General features: G+C 72.4%; 25 protein-coding genes. 12 read left to right on the top strand and 13 right to left on the bottom strand.

What is annotated here, in order from left to right:
- Positions 1-250 precede the first annotated feature (250 nt).
- Positions 251-1,813, top strand: a complete 1,563-nt coding sequence (locus AB0B58_RS08405; protein ID WP_360219584.1) for a glycosyltransferase family 39 protein — start codon at positions 251-253, stop codon at positions 1,811-1,813.
- Between the two features lie 22 nt (positions 1,814-1,835).
- On the opposite strand, the gene AB0B58_RS08400 is transcribed toward AB0B58_RS08405, so the two are convergent.
- Complete coding sequence (locus tag AB0B58_RS08400; protein WP_360219581.1) at positions 1,836-3,380, bottom strand: histidine kinase N-terminal domain-containing protein; 1,545 nt, start codon at positions 3,378-3,380, stop codon at positions 1,836-1,838.
- A 39-nt stretch (positions 3,381-3,419) separates the two neighbouring features.
- Positions 3,420-4,454 (bottom strand): SIS domain-containing protein, encoded by a 1,035-nt coding sequence (locus AB0B58_RS08395; protein WP_360219909.1) that lies wholly within the window; start codon positions 4,452-4,454, stop codon positions 3,420-3,422.
- Between the two features lie 196 nt (positions 4,455-4,650).
- Here AB0B58_RS08395 and AB0B58_RS08390 point away from each other — a divergent pair, with 196 nt between their 5' ends.
- Positions 4,651-6,279 (top strand): tetratricopeptide repeat protein, encoded by a 1,629-nt coding sequence (locus AB0B58_RS08390; protein ID WP_360219578.1) that lies wholly within the window; start codon positions 4,651-4,653, stop codon positions 6,277-6,279.
- Here AB0B58_RS08390 and AB0B58_RS08385 read toward each other — a convergent pair.
- The 6 genes from AB0B58_RS08385 to AB0B58_RS08360 all read right to left on the bottom strand — a co-directional run bounded on the left by AB0B58_RS08385 (position 6,269) and on the right by AB0B58_RS08360 (position 9,887).
- On the bottom strand, positions 6,269-6,484 hold the full coding sequence (locus AB0B58_RS08385; RefSeq protein ID WP_071808679.1) for a biotin/lipoyl-binding carrier protein: 216 nt from the start codon (positions 6,482-6,484) through the stop codon (positions 6,269-6,271). The two genes, AB0B58_RS08390 and AB0B58_RS08385, sit on opposite strands and share 11 nt — an antisense overlap.
- A 284-nt stretch (positions 6,485-6,768) precedes the next feature.
- Positions 6,769-7,047 (bottom strand): mycothiol system anti-sigma-R factor, encoded by a 279-nt coding sequence (rsrA, locus tag AB0B58_RS08380; RefSeq protein WP_360219906.1) that lies wholly within the window; start codon positions 7,045-7,047, stop codon positions 6,769-6,771.
- Between the two features lie 5 nt (positions 7,048-7,052).
- Positions 7,053-7,835, bottom strand: a complete 783-nt coding sequence (locus AB0B58_RS08375) for a sigma-70 family RNA polymerase sigma factor (protein ID WP_360219903.1) — start codon at positions 7,833-7,835, stop codon at positions 7,053-7,055.
- A gap of 123 nt (positions 7,836-7,958) precedes the next feature.
- A complete protein-coding gene (locus tag AB0B58_RS08370; protein ID WP_360219574.1) occupies positions 7,959-8,561 on the bottom strand; it encodes an alpha/beta family hydrolase in 603 nt (200 codons plus the stop codon).
- 11 nt (positions 8,562-8,572) lie between these two features.
- Positions 8,573-8,968, bottom strand: coding sequence for a WhiB family transcriptional regulator (locus AB0B58_RS08365; RefSeq protein WP_360219572.1), 396 nt, complete (start codon positions 8,966-8,968; stop codon positions 8,573-8,575).
- Positions 8,969-9,197: 229 nt separating this feature from the next.
- Positions 9,198-9,887: an SOS response-associated peptidase gene (locus tag AB0B58_RS08360; RefSeq protein ID WP_360219569.1), complete on the bottom strand. Its 690-nt coding sequence runs from the start codon at positions 9,885-9,887 to the stop codon at positions 9,198-9,200.
- A 68-nt stretch (positions 9,888-9,955) separates the two neighbouring features.
- Here AB0B58_RS08360 and aroA point away from each other — a divergent pair, with 68 nt between their 5' ends.
- The 6 genes from aroA (at position 9,956) to AB0B58_RS08330 (ending at position 15,602) form a co-directional block, all read left to right on the top strand.
- Positions 9,956-11,248 (top strand): 3-phosphoshikimate 1-carboxyvinyltransferase, encoded by a 1,293-nt coding sequence (gene aroA, locus AB0B58_RS08355; protein ID WP_360219566.1) that lies wholly within the window; start codon positions 9,956-9,958, stop codon positions 11,246-11,248.
- Positions 11,249-11,250: 2 nt separating this feature from the next.
- The gene (gene rsgA / locus AB0B58_RS08350; RefSeq protein ID WP_360219900.1) at positions 11,251-12,303 is read left to right on the top strand and encodes a ribosome small subunit-dependent GTPase A; all 1,053 of its coding nucleotides are present in this window, start codon (positions 11,251-11,253) and stop codon (positions 12,301-12,303) included.
- Positions 12,304-12,366: 63 nt separating this feature from the next.
- Entirely contained in the window at positions 12,367-13,170 is an 804-nt protein-coding gene (gene hisN, locus AB0B58_RS08345) for a histidinol-phosphatase (protein ID WP_360219563.1), read from the top strand.
- Between the two features lie 48 nt (positions 13,171-13,218).
- Positions 13,219-14,118: a hypothetical protein gene (locus AB0B58_RS08340; protein WP_360219560.1), complete on the top strand. Its 900-nt coding sequence runs from the start codon at positions 13,219-13,221 to the stop codon at positions 14,116-14,118.
- 142 nt (positions 14,119-14,260) lie between these two features.
- On the top strand, positions 14,261-15,034 hold the full coding sequence (locus AB0B58_RS08335; protein WP_360219557.1) for an ATP-binding protein: 774 nt from the start codon (positions 14,261-14,263) through the stop codon (positions 15,032-15,034).
- Between the two features lie 10 nt (positions 15,035-15,044).
- On the top strand, positions 15,045-15,602 hold the full coding sequence (locus AB0B58_RS08330; RefSeq protein ID WP_360219554.1) for a DUF5709 domain-containing protein: 558 nt from the start codon (positions 15,045-15,047) through the stop codon (positions 15,600-15,602).
- 11 nt (positions 15,603-15,613) lie between these two features.
- Here the strand turns inward: AB0B58_RS08330 and AB0B58_RS08325 are convergent, their stop codons facing one another.
- Together AB0B58_RS08325 and AB0B58_RS08320 are read right to left on the bottom strand one after the other, a co-directional pair.
- Positions 15,614-16,243 carry a response regulator transcription factor gene (locus tag AB0B58_RS08325; RefSeq protein WP_360219897.1) on the bottom strand — a complete coding sequence of 210 codons (630 nt, stop codon included), beginning with the start codon at positions 16,241-16,243 and terminating at the stop codon, positions 15,614-15,616.
- Between the two features lie 36 nt (positions 16,244-16,279).
- Positions 16,280-17,401, bottom strand: a complete 1,122-nt coding sequence (locus AB0B58_RS08320) for a MacS family sensor histidine kinase (RefSeq protein ID WP_360219551.1) — start codon at positions 17,399-17,401, stop codon at positions 16,280-16,282.
- 223 nt (positions 17,402-17,624) lie between these two features.
- On the opposite strand from AB0B58_RS08320, the gene AB0B58_RS08315 reads away from it, so the two are divergent.
- The 3 genes from AB0B58_RS08315 to AB0B58_RS08305 all read left to right on the top strand — a co-directional run bounded on the left by AB0B58_RS08315 (position 17,625) and on the right by AB0B58_RS08305 (position 22,500).
- Positions 17,625-18,668, top strand: coding sequence for a carbohydrate-binding protein (locus AB0B58_RS08315; protein WP_360219548.1), 1,044 nt, complete (start codon positions 17,625-17,627; stop codon positions 18,666-18,668).
- A gap of 111 nt (positions 18,669-18,779) precedes the next feature.
- The gene (locus AB0B58_RS08310; RefSeq protein ID WP_360219545.1) at positions 18,780-20,015 is read left to right on the top strand and encodes a family 16 glycosylhydrolase; all 1,236 of its coding nucleotides are present in this window, start codon (positions 18,780-18,782) and stop codon (positions 20,013-20,015) included.
- 127 nt (positions 20,016-20,142) lie between these two features.
- Positions 20,143-22,500 carry a transglycosylase domain-containing protein gene (locus AB0B58_RS08305; protein WP_360219542.1) on the top strand — a complete coding sequence of 786 codons (2,358 nt, stop codon included), beginning with the start codon at positions 20,143-20,145 and terminating at the stop codon, positions 22,498-22,500.
- On the opposite strand, the gene AB0B58_RS08300 is transcribed toward AB0B58_RS08305, so the two are convergent.
- Positions 22,497-23,741 carry a chitosanase gene (locus AB0B58_RS08300; protein ID WP_360219539.1) on the bottom strand — a complete coding sequence of 415 codons (1,245 nt, stop codon included), beginning with the start codon at positions 23,739-23,741 and terminating at the stop codon, positions 22,497-22,499. The two genes, AB0B58_RS08305 and AB0B58_RS08300, sit on opposite strands and share 4 nt — an antisense overlap.
- A 23-nt stretch (positions 23,742-23,764) precedes the next feature.
- The gene (locus tag AB0B58_RS08295; RefSeq protein ID WP_360219536.1) at positions 23,765-24,016 is read right to left on the bottom strand and encodes a hypothetical protein; all 252 of its coding nucleotides are present in this window, start codon (positions 24,014-24,016) and stop codon (positions 23,765-23,767) included.
- 96 nt (positions 24,017-24,112) lie between these two features.
- On the opposite strand from AB0B58_RS08295, the gene malQ reads away from it, so the two are divergent.
- Positions 24,113-26,059: a 4-alpha-glucanotransferase gene (gene malQ, locus AB0B58_RS08290; protein WP_360219533.1), complete on the top strand. Its 1,947-nt coding sequence runs from the start codon at positions 24,113-24,115 to the stop codon at positions 26,057-26,059.
- A gap of 15 nt (positions 26,060-26,074) precedes the next feature.
- On the opposite strand, the gene AB0B58_RS08285 is transcribed toward malQ, so the two are convergent.
- Positions 26,075-26,464 (bottom strand): hypothetical protein, encoded by a 390-nt coding sequence (locus AB0B58_RS08285; protein WP_360219530.1) that lies wholly within the window; start codon positions 26,462-26,464, stop codon positions 26,075-26,077.
- Positions 26,465-26,758: the final 294 nt, after the last annotated feature.

The following is a 26,758-nucleotide window of genomic DNA, read 5'->3' as shown; positions in this document are numbered from 1 at the left end:
AAGGCCGGCGCGTCTTGCGCGCCCGAAACAGAAGGTCGGGCGGCGTCAGGAAGCCGGACACATCGCGCTGCGGACACGGCCGTAGTCCACGTGGCGCCGGGCCACGAAGCGGCGGTCAACTGCAGCGGTCATGCCGGTAAGCCTCTCACGCGATGCCCTTCTCGGCCAGCCCGGTCCAGATTGCGGGAGTGTGGCGACGGACACCGCGTTCGTCACACCGCGCACAGGAGGACCTGCTAACCCTTGACGTGTGCAGACCCTCACGTCCACCGCGCCGGCACCGACGGCGGTCGAGCCGGCGCGCACCACGCCGCGCGCACCCCGGCTCGGCCGGGTGCTGTGCTGGCTGGTGCCGACGGTCCTGACCGGGCTGCTCGTGAGCTTCCGGATGGCGCGGCCGGAGCCGTGGCGCGACGAGCTCGCCACCTGGAGCGCGGCGACCCGGACGGTGCCGCAGATCTTCGCCCTCGGGCAGCACATCGACGGCGTCACCGTGCCCTACTACCTGCTCGCACACGTCTGGTCCGGCTGGTTCGGCGACTCGGTGACCGCGCTGCGGATGCCGTCGGTGCTGGCCGTCACCGCGACCACCGCCGTGGTGGCGCTGCTGGCCCGGCGCCTGCGGGGCCCCCGGGCCGCCCTGCTCGCCGGGCTGCTGTTCGCGGTCATGCCCGTCGCCTCGCGCTTCGCGCAGGAGGCCCGCGGCTACGCCTTCGCCGGCCTCTTCGCGGCCCTCTCGACCCTGCTGCTCCTGCGCGCCCTCGACCGGCCGGCGCGGTGGTGGCCCGCGTACGCGGTCAGCGTCCTGCTGCTCGGCTGGTCACACCAGATCGCGCTGCTGCTGCTCCTCGGGCACGGCCTCGCCGTGGCCGTGCTGAACCGGCGCCACCTGCAGCGGTGGCTGCCGGCGGTGCTGCTGGCGGCCGCCGGCGTGCTGCCGTTCACGCTGCTGGGCCTGGGCCAGCGCGAAACCCAGCTGGACTGGCTCGTCGCGGCGACACCCGGGGACCTCGCGGGCGTCGCCGGCAACATGTTCATCTCCGGCATCGTCGGTGGCGCGGTCTGCACGCTGGCGGCGCTCGGGCTGCGTGCCGACCGGGACCGCCGGGCGACGCTGGTCTTCATCGCCGCCGTGGCCCCGGTGCTCACCCTCTACCTGGTGGATCAGCTCGTCGCACCGATCTTCGTGGGCCGCTACCTCTACTTCACCGTGCCGCTGCTCTGCGCCGTCGCCGGGCGCGCGCTGGCCGGCCTCCGCGCCCCGCACGCGGTCGCGGTCGTCCTGGTCGTCGGCCTGGTCGGGCTGCCGAGCCAGGAGGAGATGCGCCGCGGGCACTCGGGCTTCGACTACCGCCGGGCGGCCGCGATGGTCGAGGCGAACGCCCGGCCGGGCGACGCGATCGTCTACGCGCCCCGCGGCGGCTGGCAGTTCACCGACACGGCCCTGCGCTACTACCTCGGCGACGACCTGCCGCACGACGTGCTGCGGTGGTCGGACCAGGTCCGGAACGCGTCACTCTGGGCGACGACCTGCCCGGCCCCGGACACCTGCCTGTCCGGCACGGCACGGGTGTGGACGCTCAGCGCGGACAACCTGGAGACCGGCCGCCGGGCCGGGGAGACCGACCAGCTCACGGACGCGGAGCGGCACGCACTGGCGCCGTTCACCCGGCTGATGAGCGTCCGGGTGGACGGCTTCACGCTGGTCCTCTTCGAGCGGCGGCCGCGGCCGGTCGGGGAGCCGGACGAGCCGACCGCCGCCTACCGGCACTGGGGACCGGGAGTGGTCACCCGCTCCGCCGACTGGGGCTGAGCCCCGCGGCGGGTAGCGGCGGTCAGCGTTTGCCGAGCGGGACCACCAGGACGGCCTCGGTGCCGCCACCGGCCCGGTTGCGCAGCTCGATGCTGCCGCGCAGCTCGCCGGTGGCCAGCGCCCGGACGATCTGCAGGCCGAGCCGTCCGCTGGCGTCGGCGGCGAAGCCGTCTGGCAGGCCCCGGCCGTTGTCGGCGACCGTGACGTGCAGCTGCTTGCGGAACCGGTGCGCGGAGACCACGACCTCGCCGGTCGGCGCCGGCGGGGTCAGCGAGGGCTCGGCGGGCGGCGCGTCCTCGTCCGGCGCCGGGAAGCCGTGCTCGACCGCGTTGATCAGCAACTCGTTGAGGACCATCACCAGCGAGGTGGCGATCTCGGCCGGCAGCACGCCGAACGTGCCCTCGCGGCGCATCTTCACCGAGATCTCGGTGGCGGCCACCTCGGTCGCGGCGGTGGCGACCCGGTCGACGATGCCGTCGAAGTCGACCGCCTCGTCGCTCGACATCGACAGCGTCTCGTGCACCAGCGCGATCGACGCGACCCGGCGTACGGATTCCTCGAGGGCCACCCGGGCCTCCGGGGCGTCAACCCGGCGGGCCTGCAGGCGCAGCAGCGCCGCGACCGTCTGGAGGTTGTTCTTGACCCGGTGGTGGATCTCGCGGATCGTCGCGTCCTTGGTCATCAGCGCGCGGTCGCGGCGGCGGACCTCGGTGACGTCGCGGGCCAGCACGAGCGCGCCGATCGGCACTCCGGCCGGCATCAGCGGGAGCGCCCGCATCAGCACCGTCGCGCCCCGGGCCTCGACCTCCTTGCGCGGCGGCGCCTCGCCGCGCAGGGCGCTGAGGATGCGCTCGGCCGCGTCGGTGCCCTCGAGCGGGTCCGCGGCGAGCCGGCTGGAGAGCACCGAGAGCTCCTCGCCGACCAGGTGGGCGTTGAAGCCGAGCCGGCGGTACGCGGACTGCGCGTTCGGGCTCGCGTAGGTGACCTTGCCGCCCGCGTCGAGGCGGATCAGGCCGTCACCGACGCGCGGCGCCGAGGTGGTCTCGCCCGGGTGCGCCGGCGGCGGGAAGGTGCCGTCGGCGACCATCTGTGCCAGGTCGTCGGCGGTGGTCAGGTAGTTGAGCTCGAGCTGGCTGGGCGTCCGCGCGGTGGACAGGTTGGTGTCCCGGCCGATGACCGCGATCACCTCGATGTTCTCGTCCGGCCCGCGCAACCGCACCGGGATCGCCTCGTGCCGGGCCGGGGTGTCGCCGTACCAGACCGGGTCGCCCTCGCGCCAGATCCGGCCCTGTGTGTACGCGATGTCGAGGTGGGCGACCTCCGCGCCGCCGACGATCTTGCCGACCTGGTCGTCCTGGTACGCCGTCGAGGAGGTGTTGGGGCGGACCTGCGCCACGCAGAGGAACGTGCGCGGCCCGCCCTCCGACCGGATCGGGATCCAGAGCAGCAGGTCGGCGAAGGACAGGTCGGACAGCAGCTGCCAGTCGCCGGCAAGCCTGGTGAGGTGGTCGATGTCGGGTGGGCCGAGGTCGGTGTGCTCTTCGGCGAGATCGCGCAGCGTGGACACGGCACAAGCGTGCCATGCCCACGGCGCGGACTCCCATGATCAGAGCGTCGAGGTGATCTTCTTCAGGCCGCGCGGCGCGTCCGGGTCCTCGCCGCGGGCGAGCGCGAGGGCGAGCGCGAGCCGCTGCAGCGGCAGGATGTCGAGCAACGGGGCGTACCGCTCGTCGACGGCCGGTACGGACAGCCGGCCGGACGCGCCGGGGATGTCGGCGGCACCGACCGTCACGACGTCGGCGCGACGCTCCCCGAGGCGGGTGACCACGTCGGTCATCGACCGCCCGCCGGGCCCCGCGCCGACGACCGCCAGCACGGGCACGTCGGGGTCGGCCATGGCGAGCGGCCCGTGCAGCAGGTCCGCTCCCGAGAAGGCCAGCGCCGGCAGGTAGGAGGTCTCCATGAGCTTGAGCGCGGTCTCCCGCGCGGTCGGGTACGCGTATCCCCGGCCGGTGGTGACCAGGCGCGACGCGAAGCGGTAGCGCTGGGCGAGGTCGTCCGTGCCGTGGTCGGCGAGCGTCTCCTCGGCCAGTCGCGGCAGCTTCTCCAGCGCGGCCCGCTCGTCGGCGGGCAGCGTGCCGTCGCCGTTGCGGATGCCCTCGACGAGCAGGAGCAGCGCGAGCAACTCGGCCGTGTAGGTCTTGGTGGCGGCGACGGCACGCTCGTGCCCGGCGGCCACGTCGATGGCGAGCTCGGCGGTCTGCGCGAGGGTGGAGGCGGGGTTGTTGGTCACCGCGAGGGTCAGCGCGCCGCTCTCGCGGGCGACCTTGAGCACCTCGGTGAGGTCCGGCGAGCCGCCGCTCTGGCTGACGCCGACGACCAGGGCGCCGGCGAGGTCGGGCCGCGCTCCGTAGAGGGTGATCGCGCTGGGCGACGCGAGGCCCACCGGGATGCCCAGCCGGATCTCGGTCAGGTACGCGGCGTAGAGAGCCGCGTGATCGGACGTGCCCCGCCCGACGAAGACGGCGTGCCGGGGGCGCCGTTCGGCCACCTGGGCCGCGACGTCCGCGATCGCCTTGGCGGGCTCCCCCTCCAGCAGCCGTGCGTAACCCTCCGGCTGCTCTGCGATGTCGTCCGCCATGCCCTGGCCTCGCTGAGTCACTGAACCGTCCTCTCGTGCGCACTCCCGCTCATTTCATGCGCAGTCTTGCACGCTAGCGCCGTGAATCGCAACGTTTCGAGCATGGGTGCGCACAACTCGCGGCCTGACATATCGAGATTCGTCGCCTAGGCTCGCGTCGGTGGCACACGGCGTGCCACGCAGGAAAGGCGTGGTCATGGATGATTCCCGGCGTTCCGCCGACCGCGACCTCGAGCAGGCCCGGGCGGCACTCGAACGCGGTGAGATGCACCACGCCGCCGATCACCTGGCTGGCGCGATCGCGCACGCGCCGACCCTGCCGGAGACGCACGAGCTGCTCAGCCGCCTCGCCGCCCGCGCCGACGGGGGCCTGGAGCTCTTCCCGCTCGAGCAGCACGCGTTCGTGGGCACCGTCGTCGCCCGGGCGCACCTGCTCGCCGCCGCGGGCCGCCCCGAGGACGGCCTGCCTTTGCTGGTCGCCGCAAGCGGGCACACGCCCGGCGTCGACTGGGCGGGCGTGCCCTGGGTCATCGCCCCCGAGCTGGGCGTCCGGATGGAGCCCGGGCTGCTGGCCCAGATCGTCATGCAGCTCTGCACCGCCATCGGCGACCCCGCGCCCGAGGCCGGGCGCGACGCCCTACGGCCCTACCTGACGCTGGTACGGCACGCCGTCGACGCGCACCCCGAGCAGGCCATGCTGCTCGGCGCGGGTTCCGCGCTGGCACGCCGGCTCGGCGAGGCGAAGCTTGCCGTCGAGTGGGCGGTACGCGGCGCCCGGCTCCGGCCGTCCAAGCTGTCGGAGATCTGGCTCGGCTACGCCTACCGCAGCGCCGACCGCATCCCCGAGTGCCTGGCCGCCCTGCGCCGCGCGGTCATGTACGACCCCGAGGACCTCTCCGTCTACGCGGACATCGCCGGCACCCTGGCCGACCACGGCCGCCTCGACGACGCGCTGGCCTGGGCCGACCGGGCGCTGGCCAAGGACCCGGAGTTCGACTGCGCGGTGCACACCGCGCACCGGCTGCGCTACCGCGCCGACGGCGACCTGGCGCACCTGGTCCAGCTCGCCGACTTCCAGCGCGACCACCCCGACGCCACCCACGAGCACACCGACCTGGCCGACTGCTGCGCCGACCAGCCGTGGCTGAGCCGGGTGCCGACCGCGCCGACCATGACCACGGATCCGGCCCGGGAACCGTTCGTCGCCGGGCGGCCGAGCGAGCTGGCCGTGCAGCGGCTGCACCGGATCGCGCACCCGTTGTGGCCGCACCCGCCGGCCGCCTACGACGCGGCGCTGGGGCTCGTGCTGGTCGAGCCGGAGGATCTGCTGGCGCTCATCGCCGGCCCGCCGCCGGCGCCGGACAACGAGGTCGGCCGGGCGCTGGCCACCCACGACCCGGAGCTCTGGGCGCGCTGCGCGCAGGTGTGGGCCTGCCTGGGGCTGCTGCACCACCGCACGGACGAGCCCTGGGCCCGGTCGGCCCGTCGCCGGATGCTCGTCGAGCTCGCCGTCGGCGGCACCGATCAGATCACCGAAGCGGCGCTCTTCGCCCTGGTCACGAGCGCCTGGGTCGAGCCGGACGCGCGGGCCGACGTGGCCGCGCTGGTGACGCGCCGGCTCGACGAGATCGCGGGCGCACAGCACCCGATCGCCTGGTCGGTGGCGCACCTGGCGCTGGCGACCCCCGACCTCGGGCCGGACGTCCGGGAGCGGGCCTCGGCCGTCGTGCGTGCGGAGGAGGACTTCGCAGTGCCGCTGGTGCCGCGCCAGCGCCGACTCGGCGTACGCCTCCGGCGCTGGCTGTCGGGCCGCACTACTCGATGACGGCGATCAGGTCGCCTTCCTGGACCACGTCGCCCTCGTTGACCGCGAGCTGAGCCACGACGCCGTCGGACTCCGCGAGCACGGGGATCTCCATCTTCATGGACTCGAGGATCACCAGGGTGTCACCCTCCTCGACCTCGGCACCGGCAGCGGCGACGACCTTCCACACATTGGCCACCATCTCGGCTCGGATCTCGTCGGCCATGGTGAAGTCCTCCTAGTCGGCGCTACTCGGGTGAACGGTATCCAATCATGGTGGCGCCGTGCGGGCATATGGGGCGTGCCGGGGCGTCGTTCCGACGCCGTCTACCATCGGCGAGTTGGACGCGAGGACGAAACGGAGATCGACATGGCGAAGAAGTCTCGCAAGAAGAAGGCCAGGAAGAAGAGCGCGGCGAACCACGGCAAGCGCCCCAACTCCTGAGCCGTGGACGACGAGGAAGGGCCGGCAGCGATCGCTGCCGGCCCTTCCTCGTCACCGTCCGGTTCTCAGGGGAGGTACTCGCGCGTCTCCACCTCGACCACGTACTCGCTGAGCTTGCTCCGGAGCCGCTCCCGCAGCTCCTGAGGCGCCGTCTCGTCGCCGCAGCAGCGCGCCACCAGGGCCTTGACCTCGTGTTCGATGCCGTACTCCCGCAGGCAGTCCGAGCAGTCGTCGAGGTGCCGGTGTATCAGCTGCCGCCGGTCGTCGCTGCACTCCAGGTCGAGGTACAGGTAGACCTCGCTGATCACTACGCTGCAGTCGGTCTTGTTCTCGTCGTCGTTCACGTCGCTCACGCCTCCTGTGCGGCGCTCGCGCCGGAGCTACGGGTGATGCCCCGGTCGGCGGCGTACTGCTCGAGCATCTTGCGCAGGTTGCGCCGCCCGCGGTGCAGGCGGGACATGACCGTGCCGATCGGCGTGTTCATGATGTCGGCGATCTCCTTGTACGAGAAACCCTCGACATCGGCGAGGTAGACGGCCAGCCGGAAGTCCTCGGGCAGCTGCTGCAGCGCGTCCTTGATGTCGCTGTCGGGCAGCTTGTCCAGCGCCTCGGTCTCCGCCGAGCGCAGGCCCGCGGAGGTGTGCGACTCGGACGACGCGAGCTGCCGGTCCGAGATCTCCTCGGTCGGCGCCTGCACCGGCTGCCGCTGCCGGCGCCGGTAGGAGTTGATGTACGTGTTGGTGAGGATGCGGTAGAGCCAGGCCTTGAGGTTCGTACCCTCCTCGAACTGGTGGAAAGCCGAGAAGGCCTTGAGGAAGGTCTCCTGCACGAGGTCCTCGGCGTCGGCGGGGTTGCGCGTCATGCGCAGGCCCGCCGCGTACAGCTGGTCGACGAACGGCAGCGCGTCCCGTTCGAAGCGCGCACGGCGCTCCTCGGCCTTCTCGCTGCGTTCGGTCCGTTCGGTCCGCTCTGCTGGCGTCACCCGCAAGTCTCCCCTCGACCGCCACGCCGAGGATACGGGTAGTGCCCCGTCCGTAGATTCAAAAACCGCCGGTGTGCCGACCCTCACCGACGACCGGGCGGGCACCGGGGCGGCCGCCGGCCACTCGGGCGAGCGCAGCAGGCCACTCATCTGGCGGGCCCGCAGACCGTCGCGCTCCACGAATCCGGTTTCGGCTCGCACTTTGGGGTACCCCTTCCGACACACACAGCCTTCCGGCTGGTGCAACGGCGGCAGGGCTGTCCGCATTCCGACTCAGCGCGCCCAGCTGTTGGCCACCAGCCAGGAGGCCACGATCGCGGCGGTTCCGGCCAGGTCACGGCGCAGATCGTGCACCGCTCCGGGGCGTACGGCGACCTGCACCGGTCCGCCCGGCTCCGGGACGCCGAAGGGGTCCCGGTCGCCGTTGACCACCAGGGTCGGCAGGTCGGCCGGCAGTTCCGCGGCGCGGCTGCGCTCGGGCCTGCCCGGCGGGTGCAGCGGAAAGGCCAGGGCGAGCACGCCCGCCGCGCCGAGCGCCGATGCCGTGCGGCAGGCGACCCGGGCACCGCTCGAGCGGCCGCCGACGATCAGCGGAAGGCCCTGGGTGCGGATCTCGCCGACCACCGCCGTCCAGGCCTCGTCGAGGTGGCCGGCGGGAGCGGGAGCGCGGCGGCCGGCGACCCGGTAGGGCTGGGTCACCAGCGCCACCCGGACCCCCGCGGCGACCGCGATGTCGTGTACCGCGGTCAGGTCGGGGGCGTCGACGCCGCCACCGGCGCCGTGACCGAGTACGAGCAGACTGACGGGCGCGCCGGCCGGGTCCGTGATCCGGATCCCCGCCGGCCCGCGCGGCGTTTCGATGAAGGAGCTGTGCACAACTCCTATGTCTAGCGGCTTATCGGCACCAGCGTGAGCAGGCGGCGGTCTTCCTCGTCCGGGCCGTCGTCGACCGCCGCACCGTCGGGCTGCACCCGTTCGCGCCAGGCGACGAGCATGGCCCGCCGCTCGCGGGGCGTCGTGCCGCCCCAGACGCCGTGGCAGTCGCCCACCTGCAACGCCCAGGCCAGGCACGGCCCCTGTACGTCGCAGCCGCCGCAGAGCGCGACGGCACTCTCGGAGGGTTCGTTCGGAGCCGGAAAGAACGTCTCCGGGTCGACGGTGCGGCAGGCGCCGCGGGTCCGCCAGGCCTCGTCGGACCTGCGTTCGTCGATCGCACTGAGCAGCCGCGGGTCGCGTCTTGCGATGGCTACCTCATGCGGCCGCGGCATTCGAGCACGTGTCATCAGCCCACCTCCCCCGTGGGTGCCGGTAGGGCCGTGACGGGCGGTCCGCACCGTGCGGACCGACATCACACCGGCCCTGGTTTCTATCGCACGGAGGAAGATCAGAACAAGGGTCTTATCTATCTCGCAACAAAGTGCGCCGATAGAAGTGCCTGCATTTGCGGCAAAAGTGCGTCGCGTTTCGCCACGAAGCGGCAATTCAGACAGGCAATTGAGATCACAACTTCTGTCAGAACAGGGTCGCCTGCGCCTCGGTCACCGGCTCGGGGGCCGTCAGCAGGTGCGGGCCGTTGTTGCGCACGTTTCCCACGTCCGGGCGGACCGGGCGGACCTCGATCGCCGCCAGCTCGGCGGGCGACATCGGCCGCAGCAGGTCGGGCCCGTCACCCCCGCCGGCCAGCCACTCGGACCAGCGCGCCCGCGGCAGGATCAGCGGCATCCGGTCGTGCACGGCCGCGAGGCCACCCAGCGCGGAGGTGGTCAGCACGCTGCAGGTGAGCGTCTGCTCGCGCCACATCGTCCAGATGCCCGCGAAGGCCAGCACCGACGAGTCGGCCGGCGTCATGTAGTAGGCCTGGCGCTTCCCGCCGTCGCGGACCCACTCGAACCAGCCGTCGGCCGGCACCAGGCAGCGGCGGCGCTGGAACGAGGGCGCGAACGCGGGCGACGTCGCCACGGTCTCGGCGCGGGCGTTGATCATCCGGGCGCCGGCCCGCGGATCGTCCGCCCAGGGCGGGATCAGGCCCCAGCGCGCGGTGTCGACGACCCGGCCGTCGTGGCGCCGCGACATCCGGACCACCGGCACCGGGTCGGTCGGTGCGACGTTCCAGCTCGGCCCCAGCGCCTCCGCGACGGTCACGGCGTCGAAGAGCAGGCTGAGGTCGGCCTCGCTCCGCGTCGTCGCGTACCGCCCGCACATGGCAGCGACCCTACGCCGCCCGCGTCTTTCGCGTTGCCCCGCGCAGGCCGTCGTACCCGACCGGCAGAATGGGGGCCGTGACTACTCAAGCGCGCCCCTGGACGGCTCCCGTCGCCGGCTCACCGGTCGCCACCACGGTGCGGCTCCCCGGGTCGAAATCCATGACCGCGCGGGCCCTCGTGCTCAGCGCGCTCGCCGACGGGCCGTCCGCGATCCGCCGCCCGCTGCGCGCCCGCGACACCACGCTGATGGCCGCGGGGCTGCGCGCGCTCGGCGTCACGCTCGACACCGGCTCCGACGAGCTGTGGCGGGTCGAGCCGGGCACCCTGCGCGGGCCGGCCCGCATCGACGTCGGCCTCGCCGGAACGATCATGCGCTTCGCGCCGCCGGTGGCCGCGCTGGCCGACGGCACGGTCACCTTCGACGGCGACCCGCACGCGCGCAACCGGCCGCTGCGGCCGATCGTCGAGGCGCTGCGCGCGCTCGGCGCCGACATCGACGCGTCGCCGACCGGCGGGCTGCCCCTGGTCGTGCGCGGCACCGGGGTGGTGGCGGGCGGCGAGGCGGTCATCGACGCCTCCGGCTCCAGCCAGTTCGTCTCCGGGCTGCTGCTCTCCGCGCCCCGCTTCGCCAAGGGGCTGATCCTGCGCCACGAGGGTCCGCCGGTGCCGTCCGCGCCGCACCTGCGGATGACGACACACATGCTGCGCGCCGCCGGCGCGTCGGTGGACGAGAGCGTGCCCGACGTGTGGGCGGTCGAGCCCGGCGGGCTGCGGGGGCGCACCTGGGACATCGAGCCCGACCTGTCCGGCGCGGCGCCGTTCTTCGCGGCGGCCATGGTCACCGGCGGCACGGTCACGCTGGCCGGCTGGCCGCGCGACAGCTGGCAGCCCGTCGGCCGGCTGTCCGAGCTGCTCACCGCGCTCGGCGCCGAGGTCAGCCAGACCGACGAGGGGCTGACCGTGCGCGGCACGGGCGCGCTGCACGGCATCGAGGCCGACCTGTCCGAGGTCAGCGAGCTGACCCCGGTGATCGCGGCGCTCGCCGCCCTGGCCGACTCGCCCACCGCGCTGCGCGGCGTGGCGCACATCCGCGGCCACGAGACCGACCGGCTCGCCGCGCTCGCCACCGAGCTGGGCAAGGTCGGCGCCGGCATCGTCGAGCACCCGGACGGGCTGGAGATCACTCCCGGGCCGCTGCGGCCGGCGACCTTCGAGACCTACGCGGACCACCGCATGGCACACGCGGCGGCGGTGATCGGCCTCGCCGTCGAGGGCGTGCGCCTCACCGACGTAGCGTGTACGTCCAAGACCCTGCCCGAGTTCCCCGAGCTCTGGGCACACCTCGTGACGGGGGGCTGAAGCTGCCGGCCAGAAAGCGTGAGTACGACGAGGACGACGTACGGATCAGACCCGGCCGGTCCTCGCGCCCACGCACCCGGACCAGGCCCAAGCACGAGGACGCCGTCGACGCCCTCGTGATCACCGTGGACCGCGGCCGCTACGGCTGCGTGCGCGAGGACGCCGAGCACCTGGACGAGCTGATCACCGCCATGCGGGCGCGCGAGCTGGGCCGCAAGTCCGTGGTGGTCGGCGACCGGGTCGCGTTGGTCGGCGACACCTCCGGCGCGCCGGGCGCGCTGGCCCGGATCGTGCGGATCGCCGAGCGCACCTCGGTGCTGCGCCGCACCGCGGACGACGACGACACCACCCCCGAGGGCCGGCTCGAGCGGGTCGTGGTCGCCAACGCCGACCAGCTGGTCATCGTCAGCGCGCTGGCCGACCCGCCGCCGCGGACGGGCTTCATCGACCGCTGCCTGGTGGCGGCCTACGACGCGGACATCGAGCCGCTGCTCTGCCTCACCAAGGCCGACCTGGCGGGCCCGGAGGCGGTGCTGGACTACTACACCGAGCTGGACCTGCCGTACGTGCTGGTCAAGCCCGACAGCGACCTGACGGACCTGCGCGACCGGCTGGCCGGGCGGATCTCGGTCATGGTCGGCCACTCGGGCGTCGGCAAGTCCACCCTGGTCAACCGGCTGGTGCCGGACGCGCTGCGGGCGGTGGGCGTGGTCAGCGCGATCGGCAAGGGCCGGCACACCTCGACCAGCGCGGTGGCGCTGCGACTGCCCCGGGTCAGCCGGAAGGGCGACCCCGGCTGGATCATCGACACGCCCGGCATCCGGAGCTTCGGGCTCGCGCACGTGAGCGCGGAGAGCCTGCTGCACGGCTTCCAGGACCTGGTCGAGGGCACGATCGACTGCCCGCCGAACTGCGGGCACGCCGCCAACGACGCGAACTGCGCCCTGGACGCCTGGATCACGGCGGGCAAGGCCGACGCGCGGCGCCTGGCCTCGTATCGGAGGCTGCTGAGCTCGCGCGCCGGCGAGCCGGACCCCCGCGATCAGATCGGGTGACGCCGGCCGGCGTTGAGCCGCCCTTCGGCCGCGGGGCCGACCGGATCGGCTAGCGTGCCCGGCATGGCCGCGTATGCCGATGATCTCGCCCTCGCCCACCTGCTCGCCGACACGGCCGACTCGATCTCCATGGCCCGGTTCCGCGCGCTCGACCTGCACGTCGAGGCCAAGCCCGACCTGACGCCGGTCTCCGACGCGGACACCGCCGTCGAGAAGGCGATCCGCGGGACGCTGTCGCGCGCCCGGCCCCGCGACGGCGTGATCGGCGAGGAGTTCGGCATGTCGACCCCGCCGGCGGGACAGGGCAACCGGCACTGGGTGATCGACCCGATCGACGGTACCAAGAACTTCATCCGGGGCGTGCCGGTCTGGGGCACCCTGATCGCCCTGATGGAGGGCGAGCGCCCGGTCGCCGGACTGGTGTCCGCGCCCGCGCTGGGCCGGCGCTGGTGGGGCGCGGTGGGCCACGGCGCATTCGCCGGCCGGCACCAGCGCGCCGCCGCCAAGATCTCCGTCTCCGCGGTGCGGAAGATCGGCGACGCCAGCTTCTGCTACGCGAGCCTGCCGAGCTGGGAGGAGACCGGCCGGCTCGACCCGATGCTCGGCATCATGCGCGACGCCTGGCGCAGCCGGGCCTACGGCGACTTCTACGGCTACATGCTGCTGGCCGAGGGCGCCCTCGACATCATGGTCGAGCCCGAGCTGTCGCTCTGGGACGTGGCGGCGCTGATCCCGATCGTCACCGAGGCCGGCGGCGCATTCACCGACCTCGGCGGGCAGCGCGCGCCGGGCGACGGAAGCGCCATCGCTACCAACGGTCACCTGCACGAGGAAATCCTCGGACGACTGGCCCGTGGAAAGGCCTGACGCACCGATAGTCCTGAGGGGTTGCCGAAGCTGGTCTATTCTCGCCGGGTGATGTCGTCAGGCTGGTTCTTTCTCGCCGCGATGATCCTCGCGTACGGTGTCGCCAACCTGTTGCAGTCCGTGGCGGCCGCGCGTACGACCGTGCATCACACCTTCGACCCCCAGCTTCTGGTCCGGCTCGCCTGTCACCGCACGTACCTGCTCGGGCTGTTATGCCAGGTCCTGGGCTTCGTGCTGGCCTTCCTCGCGCGCCGGGACCTGCCGCTGTTCCTCGTGCAGGCCAGTGTCGCCGCCGGGCTCGGTGTGACCGCCCTGCTCGGCGTCCTGCTGCTGAAGTGGACCCTGCCGGTGGCGGAGGTCGCGCTGCTCGCCCTGCTGCTGGTCGGGATCACCGCGCTGGTGCTCTCCGCCCAGCCGGCGCCTTCGCGCCCGCTGGGGACGGCGGGGATGATCGGGCTGGCCGTCACGCTCCTGGCCATCGCGGTGCTCGGCTTCTTCGCGGTACGACTACATGGCGTCGTCGGCTCCGTCGTGCTCGGTTCCCTGGCCGGCATCGCGTTCTCGGCGGCGGCCATCGCGGCCCGCCCGCTCGCCGCCGAGACGACGCTCGGCGGCTTCTGCACCCAGCCGCTGCTCTACCTGCTGATCGCCCACTCGATCGTCGGCCAGCTGCTGCTCGGTCTCGCCATGCAGCGGGGCTCGACGACCGCCGCGGTGGCCGCGATGGACGCCGCCGGCGCCGTGCCCGCGGCCATCGTCGGCCTGCTGTGGCTCGGCGACCAGATCCATCCGGGCCGGGAGTGGATGGCCGCGGTCGGCTTCGTGGTCACGCTGGGTTCGGTGATCGCCATGACCCGGTACGCGGAGCCGCAGCACCACCACGCGACGGCGCACCCGCATCCGGACCGGCCGAAGGGCAGTACGCGATTGCACCCCGCGGGTCGCTGAGGTGCATGAGACTCCGGCTACTGGGTACAACCTGCACGGGTCGTTCTGTCCTTAATTGGGCATATAGCCCGAAACCCCGCACAATGGGGCAGCTACGCGCCGGAATGCGGGGGCGACCCGCGTTATGCACAATGGAGCGATCATGCCGAGCGAGGTCGAACACCTGGTGGACGACGGGCAGGCCTATCCGGTCGTCCGGCTGACCGGGGTGCTCGACGCCGCCACCGCCCCGCTCGTGCGATCCATCCTGCTCGACCTGCTGGCCGGCCAGCCGGAGGCGGTCGTCGTCGACGTGGCCGACCTGAGCGTCCGCGATCCGGCCGCCGTCGCCGTGCTGAGCGGCATCGCCGAGGAGATCGTCGACTGGCCGGGCAGCAGCCTGATGATCTGCGCGGTCGCGGAGGGCGAAACCTGGCACGGCACCGGGCTGCCGGTCTGGCCGACCCCGGCGGACGCCTTCGCCGCGCTCGGCCCGCCGGCACCGGGGCACTTCCTCGACCTGGCGATGGAGCCGCTGGTCGGCGCGGCCAGACGCTCGCGCGAACTGGTCACCGAGGCGTGTCGCCGCTGGGACCTGCCGGACCTGGCCGGGCCCGCCTCCACGGTGGTCACCGAGATGGTCAACAACGTGGTCGCGCACGCCCGCACGCCGATGACGGTCCTGCTCGGGCTGCGCGGCGACACGGTGATGGTCGCCGTCCGCGACCACTCGGCACACGTGCCGCGCTTCTCCGGCAACCCGGTGCCGGTCACCTCGTACGGGGGCCGTGGCCTGCTGCTGATCGACTCGGTGGCACGCCGCTGGGGCAGCCTGGCGCTCGCCGACGGGAAGGTCGTCTGGGCCGTGCTCGACGGCGAGCAGGAGCAGCCGACGGAAGTCTCCAGCGTAGGTATGGCCGGGCACGCCCGCGGGTAGATTGCGGAACATGCGAGACAACGACTACCCGACCGAAGTCTCCGACCCGGAGGCGTCCGGCCTGCCCGAGACCGCCGACGACGAATCGAACGCGTACGACTCCGTGAACAGCACCCGGTGGGCCGACGGCCGCGATCCCGCTGCGCTGCCCGGCGTCGGGCCGGGCGGCTCCAACCGCTTCGGCGACACCCCGGCGGAGGCGCGCCAGGGCGAGTCCCTCGCGTACCACCTGCGCCAGGAGGAGCCCGACTTCGGCGCCAAGGACCCGTCCCCAGACGCCGACCACGCGTACGACGTGACCGTCGAGGACTCCGAACAGCTTCGCTTCGACGCGGACGTGTGGGGCGCCGGCCCGACCTCGGACCCGAACTCCGCGGTGTCGCTCTACGACGACGGCCAGCTGGACGAGGAGGCACCGCAGCCGGTGGGGCGCCTGGTCGCCACGGACGAGGGCTACGGCTTCGACGACGAGGCCGACAGCGTCGCCTACGACGCCGGTGCGGCGGGCGGCGGAGCCAGCGCCGAGGAGCTGGCCATGCACGAGACCAACGCGCCCGATTACCGGTAGGCCCGTAGCGGCTAGTCCAGGCCCTGCTCGATCGCGTATCGGGTCAGCTCGACCCGGTTGTGCAACTGCAGCTTGCCGAGCGTGTTCTGGACGTGGTTCTGCACGGTGCGGTGGCTGAGGACGAGCCGCTCGGCGATCTGCCGATAGGACAGACCCTTCGCCACCAGGCGCAGCACCTCGGTCTCGCGCTCGGTCAGCTTCGGCGTCATGGCGTCCGAGGTCTCCGGCTCCACTGCCAGCCGGCGGAACTCGCCGAGCACCAGGCCCGCCAGACCCGGCGTGAACACGGTGTCGCCCGCGGCGGTGCGGCCCACCGCGTCGAGGAACTCGGCCTGTGCGGCGGACTTGAGCAGATAGCCGCTCGCACCCGCCTTGACCGCGTCGAGCACGCTCTGCTGCTCGCCGCTGGCCGAGAGCATCAGCACCCGGACGCCGGGCACCGCCTCGAGCAGGCCGTTGATCACTTCGACCCCGGAGACGTCCGGCAGCTGAAGGTCAAGCACGACGACGTCGGGGCGCGCAGCCGCCGCGATGCGGACCGCCTGCCGGCCCTCGCCCGTCGTGGCCACCACGTCGTAGCCGGCGGCCGTCAGGTCGCGGCTCACGCCCTCGCGCCACATCGGGTGATCGTCGACGACCATGACCCGGGTTCTGGGTGCCTCTGTCACGGGCTCAGCCTATCGGCGCGGCAGCGTGAGCTCGACCTCCGTGCCCTGCCCCGGCGCCGAGGTGATCCGGACCGTGCCGCCGAGATCGGCGATGCGGCCGCGGATCGACTGGGCCACCCCGAGGCGACCCTGCTCCTCGGCCTCGGCGAGCCGCTCGGGCGCGATGCCGCAGCCCTCGTCCCGCACGCTGACCGTCACCTCGGCCGGCTCGTCCTCGACCAGCACCCAGGCCTTCGTGCCGGGCTCGCAGTGCCGCACCACGTTGTCCAGCGCCGCCGCGACGGCCGCGGCGAGCTCCGCGGCGACGCGGGCGGGCAGCCGGACCGCTCCGGCCGGGGCCGCGACCGAGACCGTCGCCGACGCGTACGGCTCCAGCAACGTCATCAGGTCCGCCTCGGCGTGCTCGTCCAGGCGTTCGGCGCCGCGGCCGGTGACCAGGGTGCGCAGCGCCACCTCCTGCTCGCCGGCCAGCCGCGCCAGCTCGCCGGCCTCGCCGTCCAGCCCGGCGCCGCGGCGCTTGACCAGGGCCAGCACCTGGAGCACCGAGTCGTGGATGTCGCGGGCGAGCCGCTCCCGCTCCCTGGTCGTCGCCTCCAGCTGGATGGCGCGCTCGAGCCGCTGCTGCGACACCTCGGCGAGCCCGACCAGGTATCCGACCGCGGTCGCGGCCAGCAGCATCAGCACCGTGCCGGTGAGCGCGGCCTGGTCGTAGTGCGCGCGGACGGTCAGGTCGGTGACGCCCATGGCGAGCGCGGCGGCGATGCCCCAGCGCCGGCCGCCCGCGACAGCCCACGCGATCACCGGGGCCACGTGCCAGGCCACGGCGAGCGTCGGGCGGCCCTCCTCCAGCGCGGCCCGGCCGACCACCCAGATGCTGGCGGCCATCACTGCCATGGTGATGAGCAGGTCGGCGATGAGCAGTGGAGGCCGGCGCCGGGCCGGCACGGCGTAGGCGTACGTCGTGAAGACCGTCCAGCCCGCGACCACCGCGAGCACCGGCCAGGCGAGCATCGGCCGCTCGTACGCGCCGACGTTGCGGACCACCAGGATGGCCACGTAGACGAGCGCGGCGATCCGGAACACCGCGATCGCCCGCCAGAGCGGGGTCTGCAGCCCACTCGATTCCGCCATGCGCCGACGATCCCACACGACGGCTCCCGGGCCGGAAGACCGGTATCGCCGCCAACGCGATCAGAAACGGACTCCCCGGTACGGCCACCCTCATTTCGAGTCGCCCCGACGGCTTGAATTCTGAATCTTCGTTTAATTTCATCGGCGCGCCTTGACGTTTCGACGCAGATCTTCTTAGGTCTCTGCTGACGCATCAGCACCTTTGGCCCCCGGAGGTATCCCCGTGCCGCGACACAGCCTGCCGCAGCAGCCCACCTGGCTGCGCCCCCGACTAGTCGTCGCATTCGTGGTCGCGAGCGCCGGACTGGCCACCGCCATCTGGCTACCGACCCGCAACGACAGCGCGGACGCCTCGGAGCGCAACCGAGACGGGAGGGACCGCAACCGGAACCCGTCGCTGACGGCGTTCGCCGACGAATTCGACGGCAGGCGCGGCAGCACCGTCGACCCGGCGAAGTGGTCGCTGGACACCGACGAGGCCGCCAACGGGGTGGACTTCCGCGAGAGCACCCGCAACGCGCGGCTGGACGGCGACGGCAACCTGACGATCGTCCTGCGCAGGGAGGACGAGGGCGGATTCTCCTCGGCCCGACTGCTCACCAGGGACAGGCTGCGCGGGGCCGCCGGGCACGTCGAGGCCCGGATCAAGACGCCCGAGGGCGGCGACCCGAGGCCTGTTTTCGAGCTGATCGGGGCCGACCGGCAGAGCGTCCGCTCGTTCGACGTGCTGACGGAGCCGCTCTCCGACGACTACCACACATACGCGCTGGACTGGGCGCCCGGCGAGGCGGTCCTGTCGGTGGACGGCGAGGAGGTCGACCGGGTCGACCTCGATGACGATGGCCTGGGCACCGACGAGCCGTTCCGGCTGGCCCTGAGCCTCGCCCTCGAGGACGACCGGACGGGCGACGACTTCCCCGCGCGGATGCACATCGACTCGGTCAGCTTCTCGGCCGCCGACGCCTCCGCGCCGCCGACCACCGCGCCCCCGACGGAGCCGACGACCCCGCCCACGACCGAGCCCACCGCGGAACCCACGACCGCGGCGCCGACCAGCGCACCGACGACGTCCGCGCCGGCCACCACGCCGCCGACGACCCCGCCGACGACCGCACCCCGGGCCACCCCCAACTGGGCGCCATTCGCCGACTACGTGGCCGGCCAGCCCGTAAAGTTCAAGGGTGTCGAGTACCAGGTGCTTGAGACGCACACGTCGTTGCCGGGCTGGGAGCCGACCGCGCTGCCCGGCCTGTTCAAGAAGTTGTAACAAGGGGTGGCCCCCGGGGGTTCCGGAACCAGTCTCCCTTGACTGGTGAAGGTCGATCTGTAAACACTGCTAAAAGTGTTAACAACCTCTTCCCCCGGAGGCCCCATCCCCATGCGTAAAACCCGGATACTCCTCGCCGCGGCGGTGGTCGCGACAACCCTCACCGGCGGCCTCGTCACCGCCTCCCGCAACGACAACGCCCGGGCCGCCATCGGCGGCATCACCTGGCAGGACGAGTTCAACGGCGCCGCCGGCGCCCCCATCGACGCCTCGAAGTGGAAGTTCGACATCGGCGGCGGCGGCTGGGGCAACAACGAGCGGCAGTACTACACGAACTCCACCAGCAACGTCTCGCAGGACGGCCAGGGCCACCTCGCTATCACCGCGCGCAAGGAGAACCCGGGCAACTACCAGTGCCACTACGGCACCTGCCAGTACACGTCGGGCCGGATCCTGACCGCCGACAAGTTCAGCCAGCGGTACGGCCGCTTCGAGGCCGGCATCAAGGTCCCGAAGGGTCAGGGCATCTGGCCCGCGTTCTGGATGCTCGGCGGCAACAACTGGCCCACCACGGGCGAGATCGACATCATGGAGAACGTCGGCAAGGAGCCGAACACGGTCTACGGCACCGTGCACGGACCCGGCTACTCCGGCGGCGAGGGCATCGGCGGCAACCGCAACATCGGCGCCCCGCTCAGCAACGCCTTCCACAACTACTCGGTGGAGTGGTCGCCCAACCTGATCGTCTGGTTCCTGGACGGCAGCGAGTACTTCCGGGTCACCCCGGCCAGCCTCGGCGGCGACCAGTGGGTCTTCGACCACGCGTTCTTCATGATCCTGAACGTGGCGGTCGGCGGAAACTGGCCCGGCTACCCGGACGCCAGCACGGTGTTCCCGCAGACGATGCTCGTCGACTACGTCCGCGTCTCGGCGTGGACCGACGGCCCCACCCCGCCGCCCAGCGGCAGCACCGCGCTGCGGTCGAACTTCAGCAACCGCTGCATCGACATCCCGTCGGGCAACGCGACCGACGGCGCCCGGCTCCAGCTGTGGGACTGCAACGGCACCGCCGCGCAGAAGTGGTCGTTCGCGAGCGACGGCACCGTGCGGGGCCTGGGCAAGTGCATGGACCCGGCCGGCGGCGCCCTCGCCAACGGCACGCCGATCCAGCTGGTCACCTGCAACGGCAACCCGGTGCAGCGCTTCACCCTGTCGGGCTCCGGAGACCTGGTGAACGTCTCCGCCAACAGGTGCGTCGACGTCAAGGACTGGAACAGCGCGAACGGCGCCCAGCTACAGCTCTGGGACTGCGGCGGCACCACGAACCAGAAGTGGACCAAGGCCTGACCCAGGCCGTACGCGAACGAGGACCGGCGGCAGCGACGGCCGCCGGTCCTTCGCTTGCGCATGATCGCTAAAGTCCACCGGGGTCGCCGCCCCCGCGGTGCACCGAAGCCTGCGAACGGACATCCTGATGCGCGGACGCGATCACCACTTCGTCACGAACGTGACCTCGCTGCTGATCTGTGGCCTGTTGGCCGGAATCGCCGTGGCCGCGGCCGCCTTCCCCGCCGTCGCCATGTCCGGGCTCGCGGCCAAGGCCGGCAGCGAGGGCTTCGCGAGCCTGCCCGGCGAGCTCAAGCAGGCGACCGCGCCGCAGCTGACCCGGGTCCTCGCCGCCGACAACAAGACGCCGGTCGCGGTGTTCTACGACGAGTTCCGCAGCGATGTCCCGCTCAAGGACATCTCCGTCAACATGCAGAACGCGATCGTCGCGGCCGAGGACCACGAGTTCTACACGCACAACGGCGTCGACCTCAAGGGCGCCGCCCGCGCGATGGTCAACAACTCCGGCAAGAGCAACTCGAAGCAGGGCGCGTCCACGCTGACGATGCAGCTGGTCCGCATGTCCCTGTCCTACTCGGCGACCTCCCCGCAGGAGGTGGTCGACGCCACCAAGGACACGCCGACCCGCAAGATCGCCGAGATGAAGTACGCGATGCAGATCGAGAAGGAGCTCACCAAGCAGCAGATCCTGGAGCGCTATCTCAACGCGGCGCCCTTCGGCAACGGCGCGTACGGCATCTACGCCGCCAGCCAGGTCTACTACCGCAAGCCGCCCAAGGACCTCACGGTCCCCGAGGCCGCCCTGCTCGCCGGCATGGTCAAGGCCCCGACGGGCTTCGACCCGACCACCACGATCGGCTATCCCAAGGCGCTGGACCGGCGCAACTGGGTCATCGGCAACATGCGCGACCTCGGCTACATCACGCCGCAGGCGGCGACCGACGCCATCAAGGTCAAGCTCGGCCGGACCACCCAGCGCACCGGAAACGGCTGCGCCGCCGTGAAGACCAACAGCTGGGGCTTCTTCTGCGACTACTTCTACCGCTGGTGGCTCAGCCGGCCCGAGTTCGGCCCGACCCCGTACGACCGGGAGCGCCGGCTGAAGAGCGGCGGCTACCGGATCCAGAGCTCGCTGGACATCAAGGCGCAGGCGGCGGCGCGGGAGAACATCGCGGACCAGATCGGCGTCAAGGACCGCGACGCGCTGCTGCTCGCCGCGATCCAGCCGGGCACCGGCCGGGTACGCGCCCTCGCCGCCAACCGCCGGTTCAAGCTGGACGACGGGCACAACAAGCTGTCCTCCGACCCGGCCAAGGCGGCCAAGGACATCCGCGGTAGCTACCCCAACACGACCAACCCGCTGCTCACCGGCGGCGGCGACATCACCGGCTACCAGGCCGGCTCGGTCTTCAAGATGTTCACCATGGTCGCCGCGCTCGAGAACGGCTACCCGCTGGCCTACCCGATCAACACGACGTACCGCTACAAGTCCGGCTACCGCGACTCGCCGGGTTGCGGCGGCGGCTTCTACTGCCCGACGAACGCATCGAAGAGCGAGAAGGGCCCGTACAACATGTGGACGGGCTTCGGCAGCTCGGTCAACACGTACTTCGTACCGCTGGAGGAGCGCGTCGGCGCCGAGAAGGTCGTCGACGTGGCGCAGCGCTTCGGCGTCCAGTTCCGGGCGCCGCAGGACAAGGACCTGGCGACGAAGTACGCGAAGGACTGGGGCGCGTTCACCCTCGGCGTCTCGGCGTCGACCCCGCTGGACATGGCGAACGCGTACGCGACGCTGGCCGCCGACGGCAAGTACTGCCCGCCGACGCCCGTTCAACAGATCACAACGCTGACCGGCGAGAAGCTTGACGTCGGCAAGCCGAACTGCCGGCAGGTCACCAAGCCGGACGTGGCCCGGGCGGCCCTCGACGCGGCCCGCTGCCCGGTCGGCGACTCGGCCCAGCTGGGCAGCTGCCGCGGCTCGACCGCCGGATCCGCGCGCGGCGTCGTCGGCCACCCGATCTTCGGCAAGACCGGCACCACCGACAACGACAAGACTGCGTCGCTGATCGTCGGCACCAGCTCGATGGTCGTCGCCGGGTACCTGGTGAATCCCGACTACCAGAACCACCCGTACCGGCTAAGCCACGACGTGGTGAACCCGGCGGTCGAGAAGACCCTGCGCGACGTCATGAAGGGCAAGCCGAGGGTCCAGTTCAAGAGGCCGTCCGGCGACAAGATCGCCCAGGGTGAGCAGCGCTCGATTCCGGACGTCGACTGCCTCAGCGTGGCGGACGCGACCGCCCGGCTGGAGCGGGCCGGCTTCACGGCGACGCCGGGTGCCGAGGTCGAGTCGAACTGCCCGGAGGGGAGTGCGGCCGGGACGGAACCCTCGGGCCGGACCATCAAGGGCGGCTACGTCAACATCCAGATCAGCAAGGGCGAGCCGGCGAAGCCGGGGCAGAGCACGCCGGCCGCCCCGCGTTAGCGGATCACGAAGTTGTCGCCGTAGACCTGCCAGGTCAGCGGGGTGTTCAGGTCGAGGTTGGAGTCGCGCAGGAAGGTACGCTGCGCGGTCTCGACCCGGGAGACGTCTCGGTGCGCCGGCTCGGTGCGCATCTCGGCGACCCGGGCGTCCATGAACGCGTTCAGCCAGTCGATCTCGTCGCCGGTCGGTTCCTTCGGGATCTGCGCCTTGTGCAGCGCCTCGGCACGGATGCCGCGCAGGCCGGACATGCCGTGCATGACGGCCGCGTCGTAGTAGGCGAACTGCCCGAGCGCCCGCACCCCGTCGGCCGTGGCCAGGGCGACCGCGGGGTCGAAGTACATCCGGTCCCGCTCGTCCTCCTGCGTCTTCTGGAAGACGGGGTCGGCGGCGGCCGCCTTCCAGGCGGCCGGGAATCCCGGGTCGAGGCCGGCGTGCGAGTCCGACCCGTCGACAGCGCGCAGGGCCGGCAGGTACGGCGCCAGCCTGTTGCCCGGCGACCGCTTCGTGTACTCGGTCACCAGCGCCAGCATGTCCGAGGTGCCGGAGGTGAAGCCGACGATGCCACCCGTGTAGCCGCGCCCGTCGTGCAGGTCCTCGATGTAGTCGTACTCGCCGCGCCAGTCCAGCGTCGAGTTCTCCGCGCTGGAGACCAGCGCCAGGGCGGACGCCTTCTTCGCCGGATCGTGCAGCCCCGCGGCCAGCGGCGACACGGTGGCGGATCCGGCGTTCGTCTTGACGACCGGCGCCGCCGGGCCAGGGCCGTAGGCCTGCACCTCGTATATCGAGTAGGCCTGCGGGGTACCCCGCCGGGTCCCGAGCACCCGCAGGTAGCGGCCGGCGCCGTCGAGCTTCCTGAGGTCGTCGGTGCCGCCGTCGCCGTTCGTGGTGGCGTAGAGGTCCCGGTAGGAGGCACCGTCGTCGGAGAGCTGCACCCGGTACGACTTCGCGTACCCGCCCTCCCAGTGCAGCCTCACCCGGGTGACTTCCTGGGCCTTGCCCAGGTCGATGAGCAACCACTGGCTTCCGGCGCCGAGCGTCGCCTCCCACCAGGTGTTCGCGAAGCCGTCGACGGCCTTCACGGCGTCATGGGCCGCGTCGGCCGCGGTCGATGCGACGACCGGGCGTCCCTTCGAGAGCAGCACATCGGGAGCCGCATCGGCGGTGACCGAGATGACCAGCGGCACCGTGCACACCGCGGCGATCCCGGTGCCCAGCGCGATCGCCTTGGCACGGATGCTCACCCCTCAAACCTAGGCGGGCACGATCAGCGACGTTTACGGTTCCGGGAAATCAGGATGACGGCCAGGACTATGCCGCCGACGACCACCAGGCAGCACAGGAGGCTGAGAATGCCGAAGAAGCCGAAGCCGCCGCGCCGCCGGGACCTCGCCGCCTCGAGGGCCACTTCCGAAACGCCGTTGCTCGCGGCCCAGGCGTGCACGGGCACGACCAGGGTCAGTACGGCTCCCGTAACCACCGCGCCGAGCCGGGACCACCACTTCGCTGCTGAAGACATGTCGTCCATCTTGTCGAACCCCCGCAAGACCCGCTTGCCCGAAACACCCCCGGACAGGGCAGGGTAGTAGCAGCGGAGTCGAGCGAAGGGGCCAATATGGACGCAGATCTCACTGCTCTTGCCGAGGCGCACGGGGTGGCCACCTGGTACGAGGACTGGCACCGCGAACGGCGCGAGGTGGCGGCGGAGTCGGTGATCGGCGTGCTGGGCCTGCTCGGCGTCGACGCGACCACGCCGGAGGCGATCGCCGAGGAGCTGGCCGGGATCCGGGCCGCGCGCGAGCAGCACCGGCTGCCCGGCACGGTGATCGTCCGGCAGGGCGCCTCCCGGCCGCTGACCGGGACGATCCACCTGGAGGACGGTTCGGTGGCGGAGGCCGCCGGACGGTTGCCGGAAGACCTGCCGCTGGGCTGGCACCGGCTCGTCACGGCCGACCAGGAGGTGGCGCTGGTCGTGGTGCCCACCGAGCTGCCCGAGCCGCCGGAGGTCTGGGGGTGGATGCTGCAGCTCTATGCCCTGCACTCGGCCGCGTCCTGGGGCGTCGGCGATCTCGGCGATCTGCGGACCTTCGTCGAGGGCAGCCGCGGCGCCGGGCTCATCCTGCTGAACCCGCTGCACGCCATCACCCCGACGCTGCCGGTGCCGCCGTCGCCGTACTCGCCGTCGAGCCGGCGCTTCGCGAACCCGGTCTATCTGCGGGTGGCCGACACCCCCGCGTACCGGCGGGCGGATCCGCCGCTGCGGGAGCAGATCGACGCGCTGCGCCCGGCGCCCGCCGCCGACGGGCTGATCGACTACACCGCCGCCTGGCAGGCCAAGCGCGCCGCCCTGCGGCTGCTCTGGCCGCTGGCCGGCGAGGTGGACCTGGACGCCGATCCCGGCCTCACCGACTTCGCGACGTTCTGCGCCCTCGCCGAGCTGCACGGGCCGAACTGGCGGGAGTGGCCGGCCGAGTTCCGGCGCCCGGACTCGCCGGCGGTGCTGGCGGCCCGCGCCGGTGATCAGGTCGCCTTCCACGTCTGGCTGCAGCGGCTGCTCGACGATCAGCTCGACTCCGCCAACCGGGCCGCGCGGGACGCGGGCATGCCGGTCGGGATCGTGCACGACCTCGCCGTCGGCATCGACCCGAACGGCGCCGACGGCTGGCTGCTGCAGGACGTGCTCGCCGCCGGGGTGCACACGGGCGCGCCGCCGGACGCGTTCAACCAGCTCGGCCAGGACTGGGGTCTCGCCGCCTGGCGGCCCGACCGGTTGATCGAGACCGGCTACGCCGCGTACCGGGACATGCTCCAGCGGATCTTCCGGCGGGCCGGCGGCCTGCGGGTCGACCACGTCGCCGGGCTGTGGCGGCTGTGGTGGGTGCCGCCGGGCCTGGGCCCCGCCGAGGGCACGTACGTCAGCTACGACCCGGAGGCGATGCTGGGCATCCTGGCGCTCGAGGCGCACCGGGCCGGCGCCGTCGTGATCGGCGAGGACCTGGGCACGGTCCAGCCACTGGTCACCGAGACGCTGGAGCGGATGAACATGCTCGGCTCGGCCGTGCTGTGGTTCACCCGCGACTACGAGAACGACCCGACCGAGCAGTACCTGCCGGCGGCGGACTATCCCCGCAACGCCCTCGCGACGGTCTCCACCCATGACCTGCCGACCGCCGCGGGCTTCCTGGTCGGCGAGCAGGTCCGGGTCCGCGCCGGCCTGGGTCAGCTGATGGGGACGATCGAGGAGGAGCACGAGTACGCCGACAAGGACCGGGCCAAGCTGCTGTTCCGGCTCACCGAGGAGGGCCTGATCACCCCCGACACCGCGCCCGAGGAGATCATCGTGGCGATGCACGAGTTCCTCGCCCGGACCCCGTGCCGGTTCGTCACCGCGTCGCTGTACGACGTGCTGGGTGAGCTGCGCCAGCCGAACCTGCCCGGCACGTCGGACGAGTACCCGAACTGGCGTATCCCGCTGGCGGCCGGGCTGGAGCAGATCCTGGCCGACCCGCGGATGGACCGGATCGCCGAGGTGCTGAGCGAGCGGAAGGGCGCGGCCCGCTGAGCCTCGGCGGCGGCCTCAGTGCGCGAACGGGCTGGGCGGCGGGTCGTCGTCCACGGCGAAGAGCATCGGGTGTACGGCAAGCCGCTGGTCCCGTTCGCGGCAGCGCACCGGCGGCAGCAGGGACGAGCGGTGCTCCGGGTGCTCCCGGCAGTGCCGCTCGGCCCGGTTGATCGCGTCGGCGTGGTGCCGCCCGCCGCCGTACTCGCCGCAGCTCTCGCAGTCCCACCGCCAGTACGCGGGCCCGGCGTCCGGCGACCCGTGCCGGCGGATCTTCAGCAGCGGTCCGGCCCGGTGCTGTGCCGCGGCGAGGACGGCCGCCATGTCATCGGCCGGCGGCGGCCCGGCGGTCCACGCCGGCCCGCCACCGATGATCTCGGGCAGCGCGCTGGTCGGAGTACCCGACACCACTCACCTCCGCGTTGGTCTGGTCGGCTCAGTGTGGACCGCCCCCGCGGGCCCGGACGGCGGGTTTCACGTATGAGGGCGGCCTCGTTCACCCGCACTGGTAAACCAAACACGCTCGGCACTCGCAGCGTCGACGCGGTGTTACGGTGGTCGATCGGCGCCTCCCCTGGCGATGTCCGTCCGTTGCGGACCCGGGGCCGCGCCGCTTCGCGTTGCGCGGCGGCATCGCCCGGGCGAGGTGAACCCGGCACGTTTCCGCAGCGTCGCGACGTCCGCTGTGTCCAGATTGGGGTG

It is taken from the genome of Actinoplanes sp. NPDC049118 (assembly GCF_040648555.1).
Classification (GTDB): domain Bacteria; phylum Actinomycetota; class Actinomycetes; order Mycobacteriales; family Micromonosporaceae; genus Actinoplanes.
The sequence above is the reverse complement of the archived record's forward strand: the minus strand, read 5'-3'. Positions and strand labels throughout refer to the sequence as shown.

Coding starts and splice junctions, on each gene's coding strand:
- AB0B58_RS08310 (WP_360219545.1), top strand. CDS start 18,780: ATGCGTAAAACCCGGATACTCCTCGCCGCGGCGGTGGTCGCGACAACC.
- AB0B58_RS08360 (WP_360219569.1), bottom strand. CDS start 9,887: ATGTGCGGGCGGTACGCGACGACGCGGAGCGAGGCCGACCTCAGCCTG.
- aroA (WP_360219566.1), top strand. CDS start 9,956: ATGGGGGCCGTGACTACTCAAGCGCGCCCCTGGACGGCTCCCGTCGCC.
- AB0B58_RS08295 (WP_360219536.1), bottom strand. CDS start 24,016: ATGTCTTCAGCAGCGAAGTGGTGGTCCCGGCTCGGCGCGGTGGTTACG.
- malQ (WP_360219533.1), top strand. CDS start 24,113: ATGGACGCAGATCTCACTGCTCTTGCCGAGGCGCACGGGGTGGCCACC.
- AB0B58_RS08325 (WP_360219897.1), bottom strand. CDS start 16,243: ATGGTCGTCGACGATCACCCGATGTGGCGCGAGGGCGTGAGCCGCGAC.
- AB0B58_RS08335 (WP_360219557.1), top strand. CDS start 14,261: ATGCCGAGCGAGGTCGAACACCTGGTGGACGACGGGCAGGCCTATCCG.
- AB0B58_RS08320 (WP_360219551.1), bottom strand. CDS start 17,401: ATGGCGGAATCGAGTGGGCTGCAGACCCCGCTCTGGCGGGCGATCGCG.
- AB0B58_RS08395 (WP_360219909.1), bottom strand. CDS start 4,454: ATGGCGGACGACATCGCAGAGCAGCCGGAGGGTTACGCACGGCTGCTG.
- AB0B58_RS08385 (WP_071808679.1), bottom strand. CDS start 6,484: ATGGCCGACGAGATCCGAGCCGAGATGGTGGCCAATGTGTGGAAGGTC.
- AB0B58_RS08390 (WP_360219578.1), top strand. CDS start 4,651: ATGGATGATTCCCGGCGTTCCGCCGACCGCGACCTCGAGCAGGCCCGG.
- hisN (WP_360219563.1), top strand. CDS start 12,367: ATGGCCGCGTATGCCGATGATCTCGCCCTCGCCCACCTGCTCGCCGAC.
- AB0B58_RS08305 (WP_360219542.1), top strand. CDS start 20,143: ATGCGCGGACGCGATCACCACTTCGTCACGAACGTGACCTCGCTGCTG.
- AB0B58_RS08365 (WP_360219572.1), bottom strand. CDS start 8,968: ATGACACGTGCTCGAATGCCGCGGCCGCATGAGGTAGCCATCGCAAGA.
- AB0B58_RS08330 (WP_360219554.1), top strand. CDS start 15,045: ATGCGAGACAACGACTACCCGACCGAAGTCTCCGACCCGGAGGCGTCC.
- AB0B58_RS08375 (WP_360219903.1), bottom strand. CDS start 7,835: ATGAGTGGCCTGCTGCGCTCGCCCGAGTGGCCGGCGGCCGCCCCGGTG.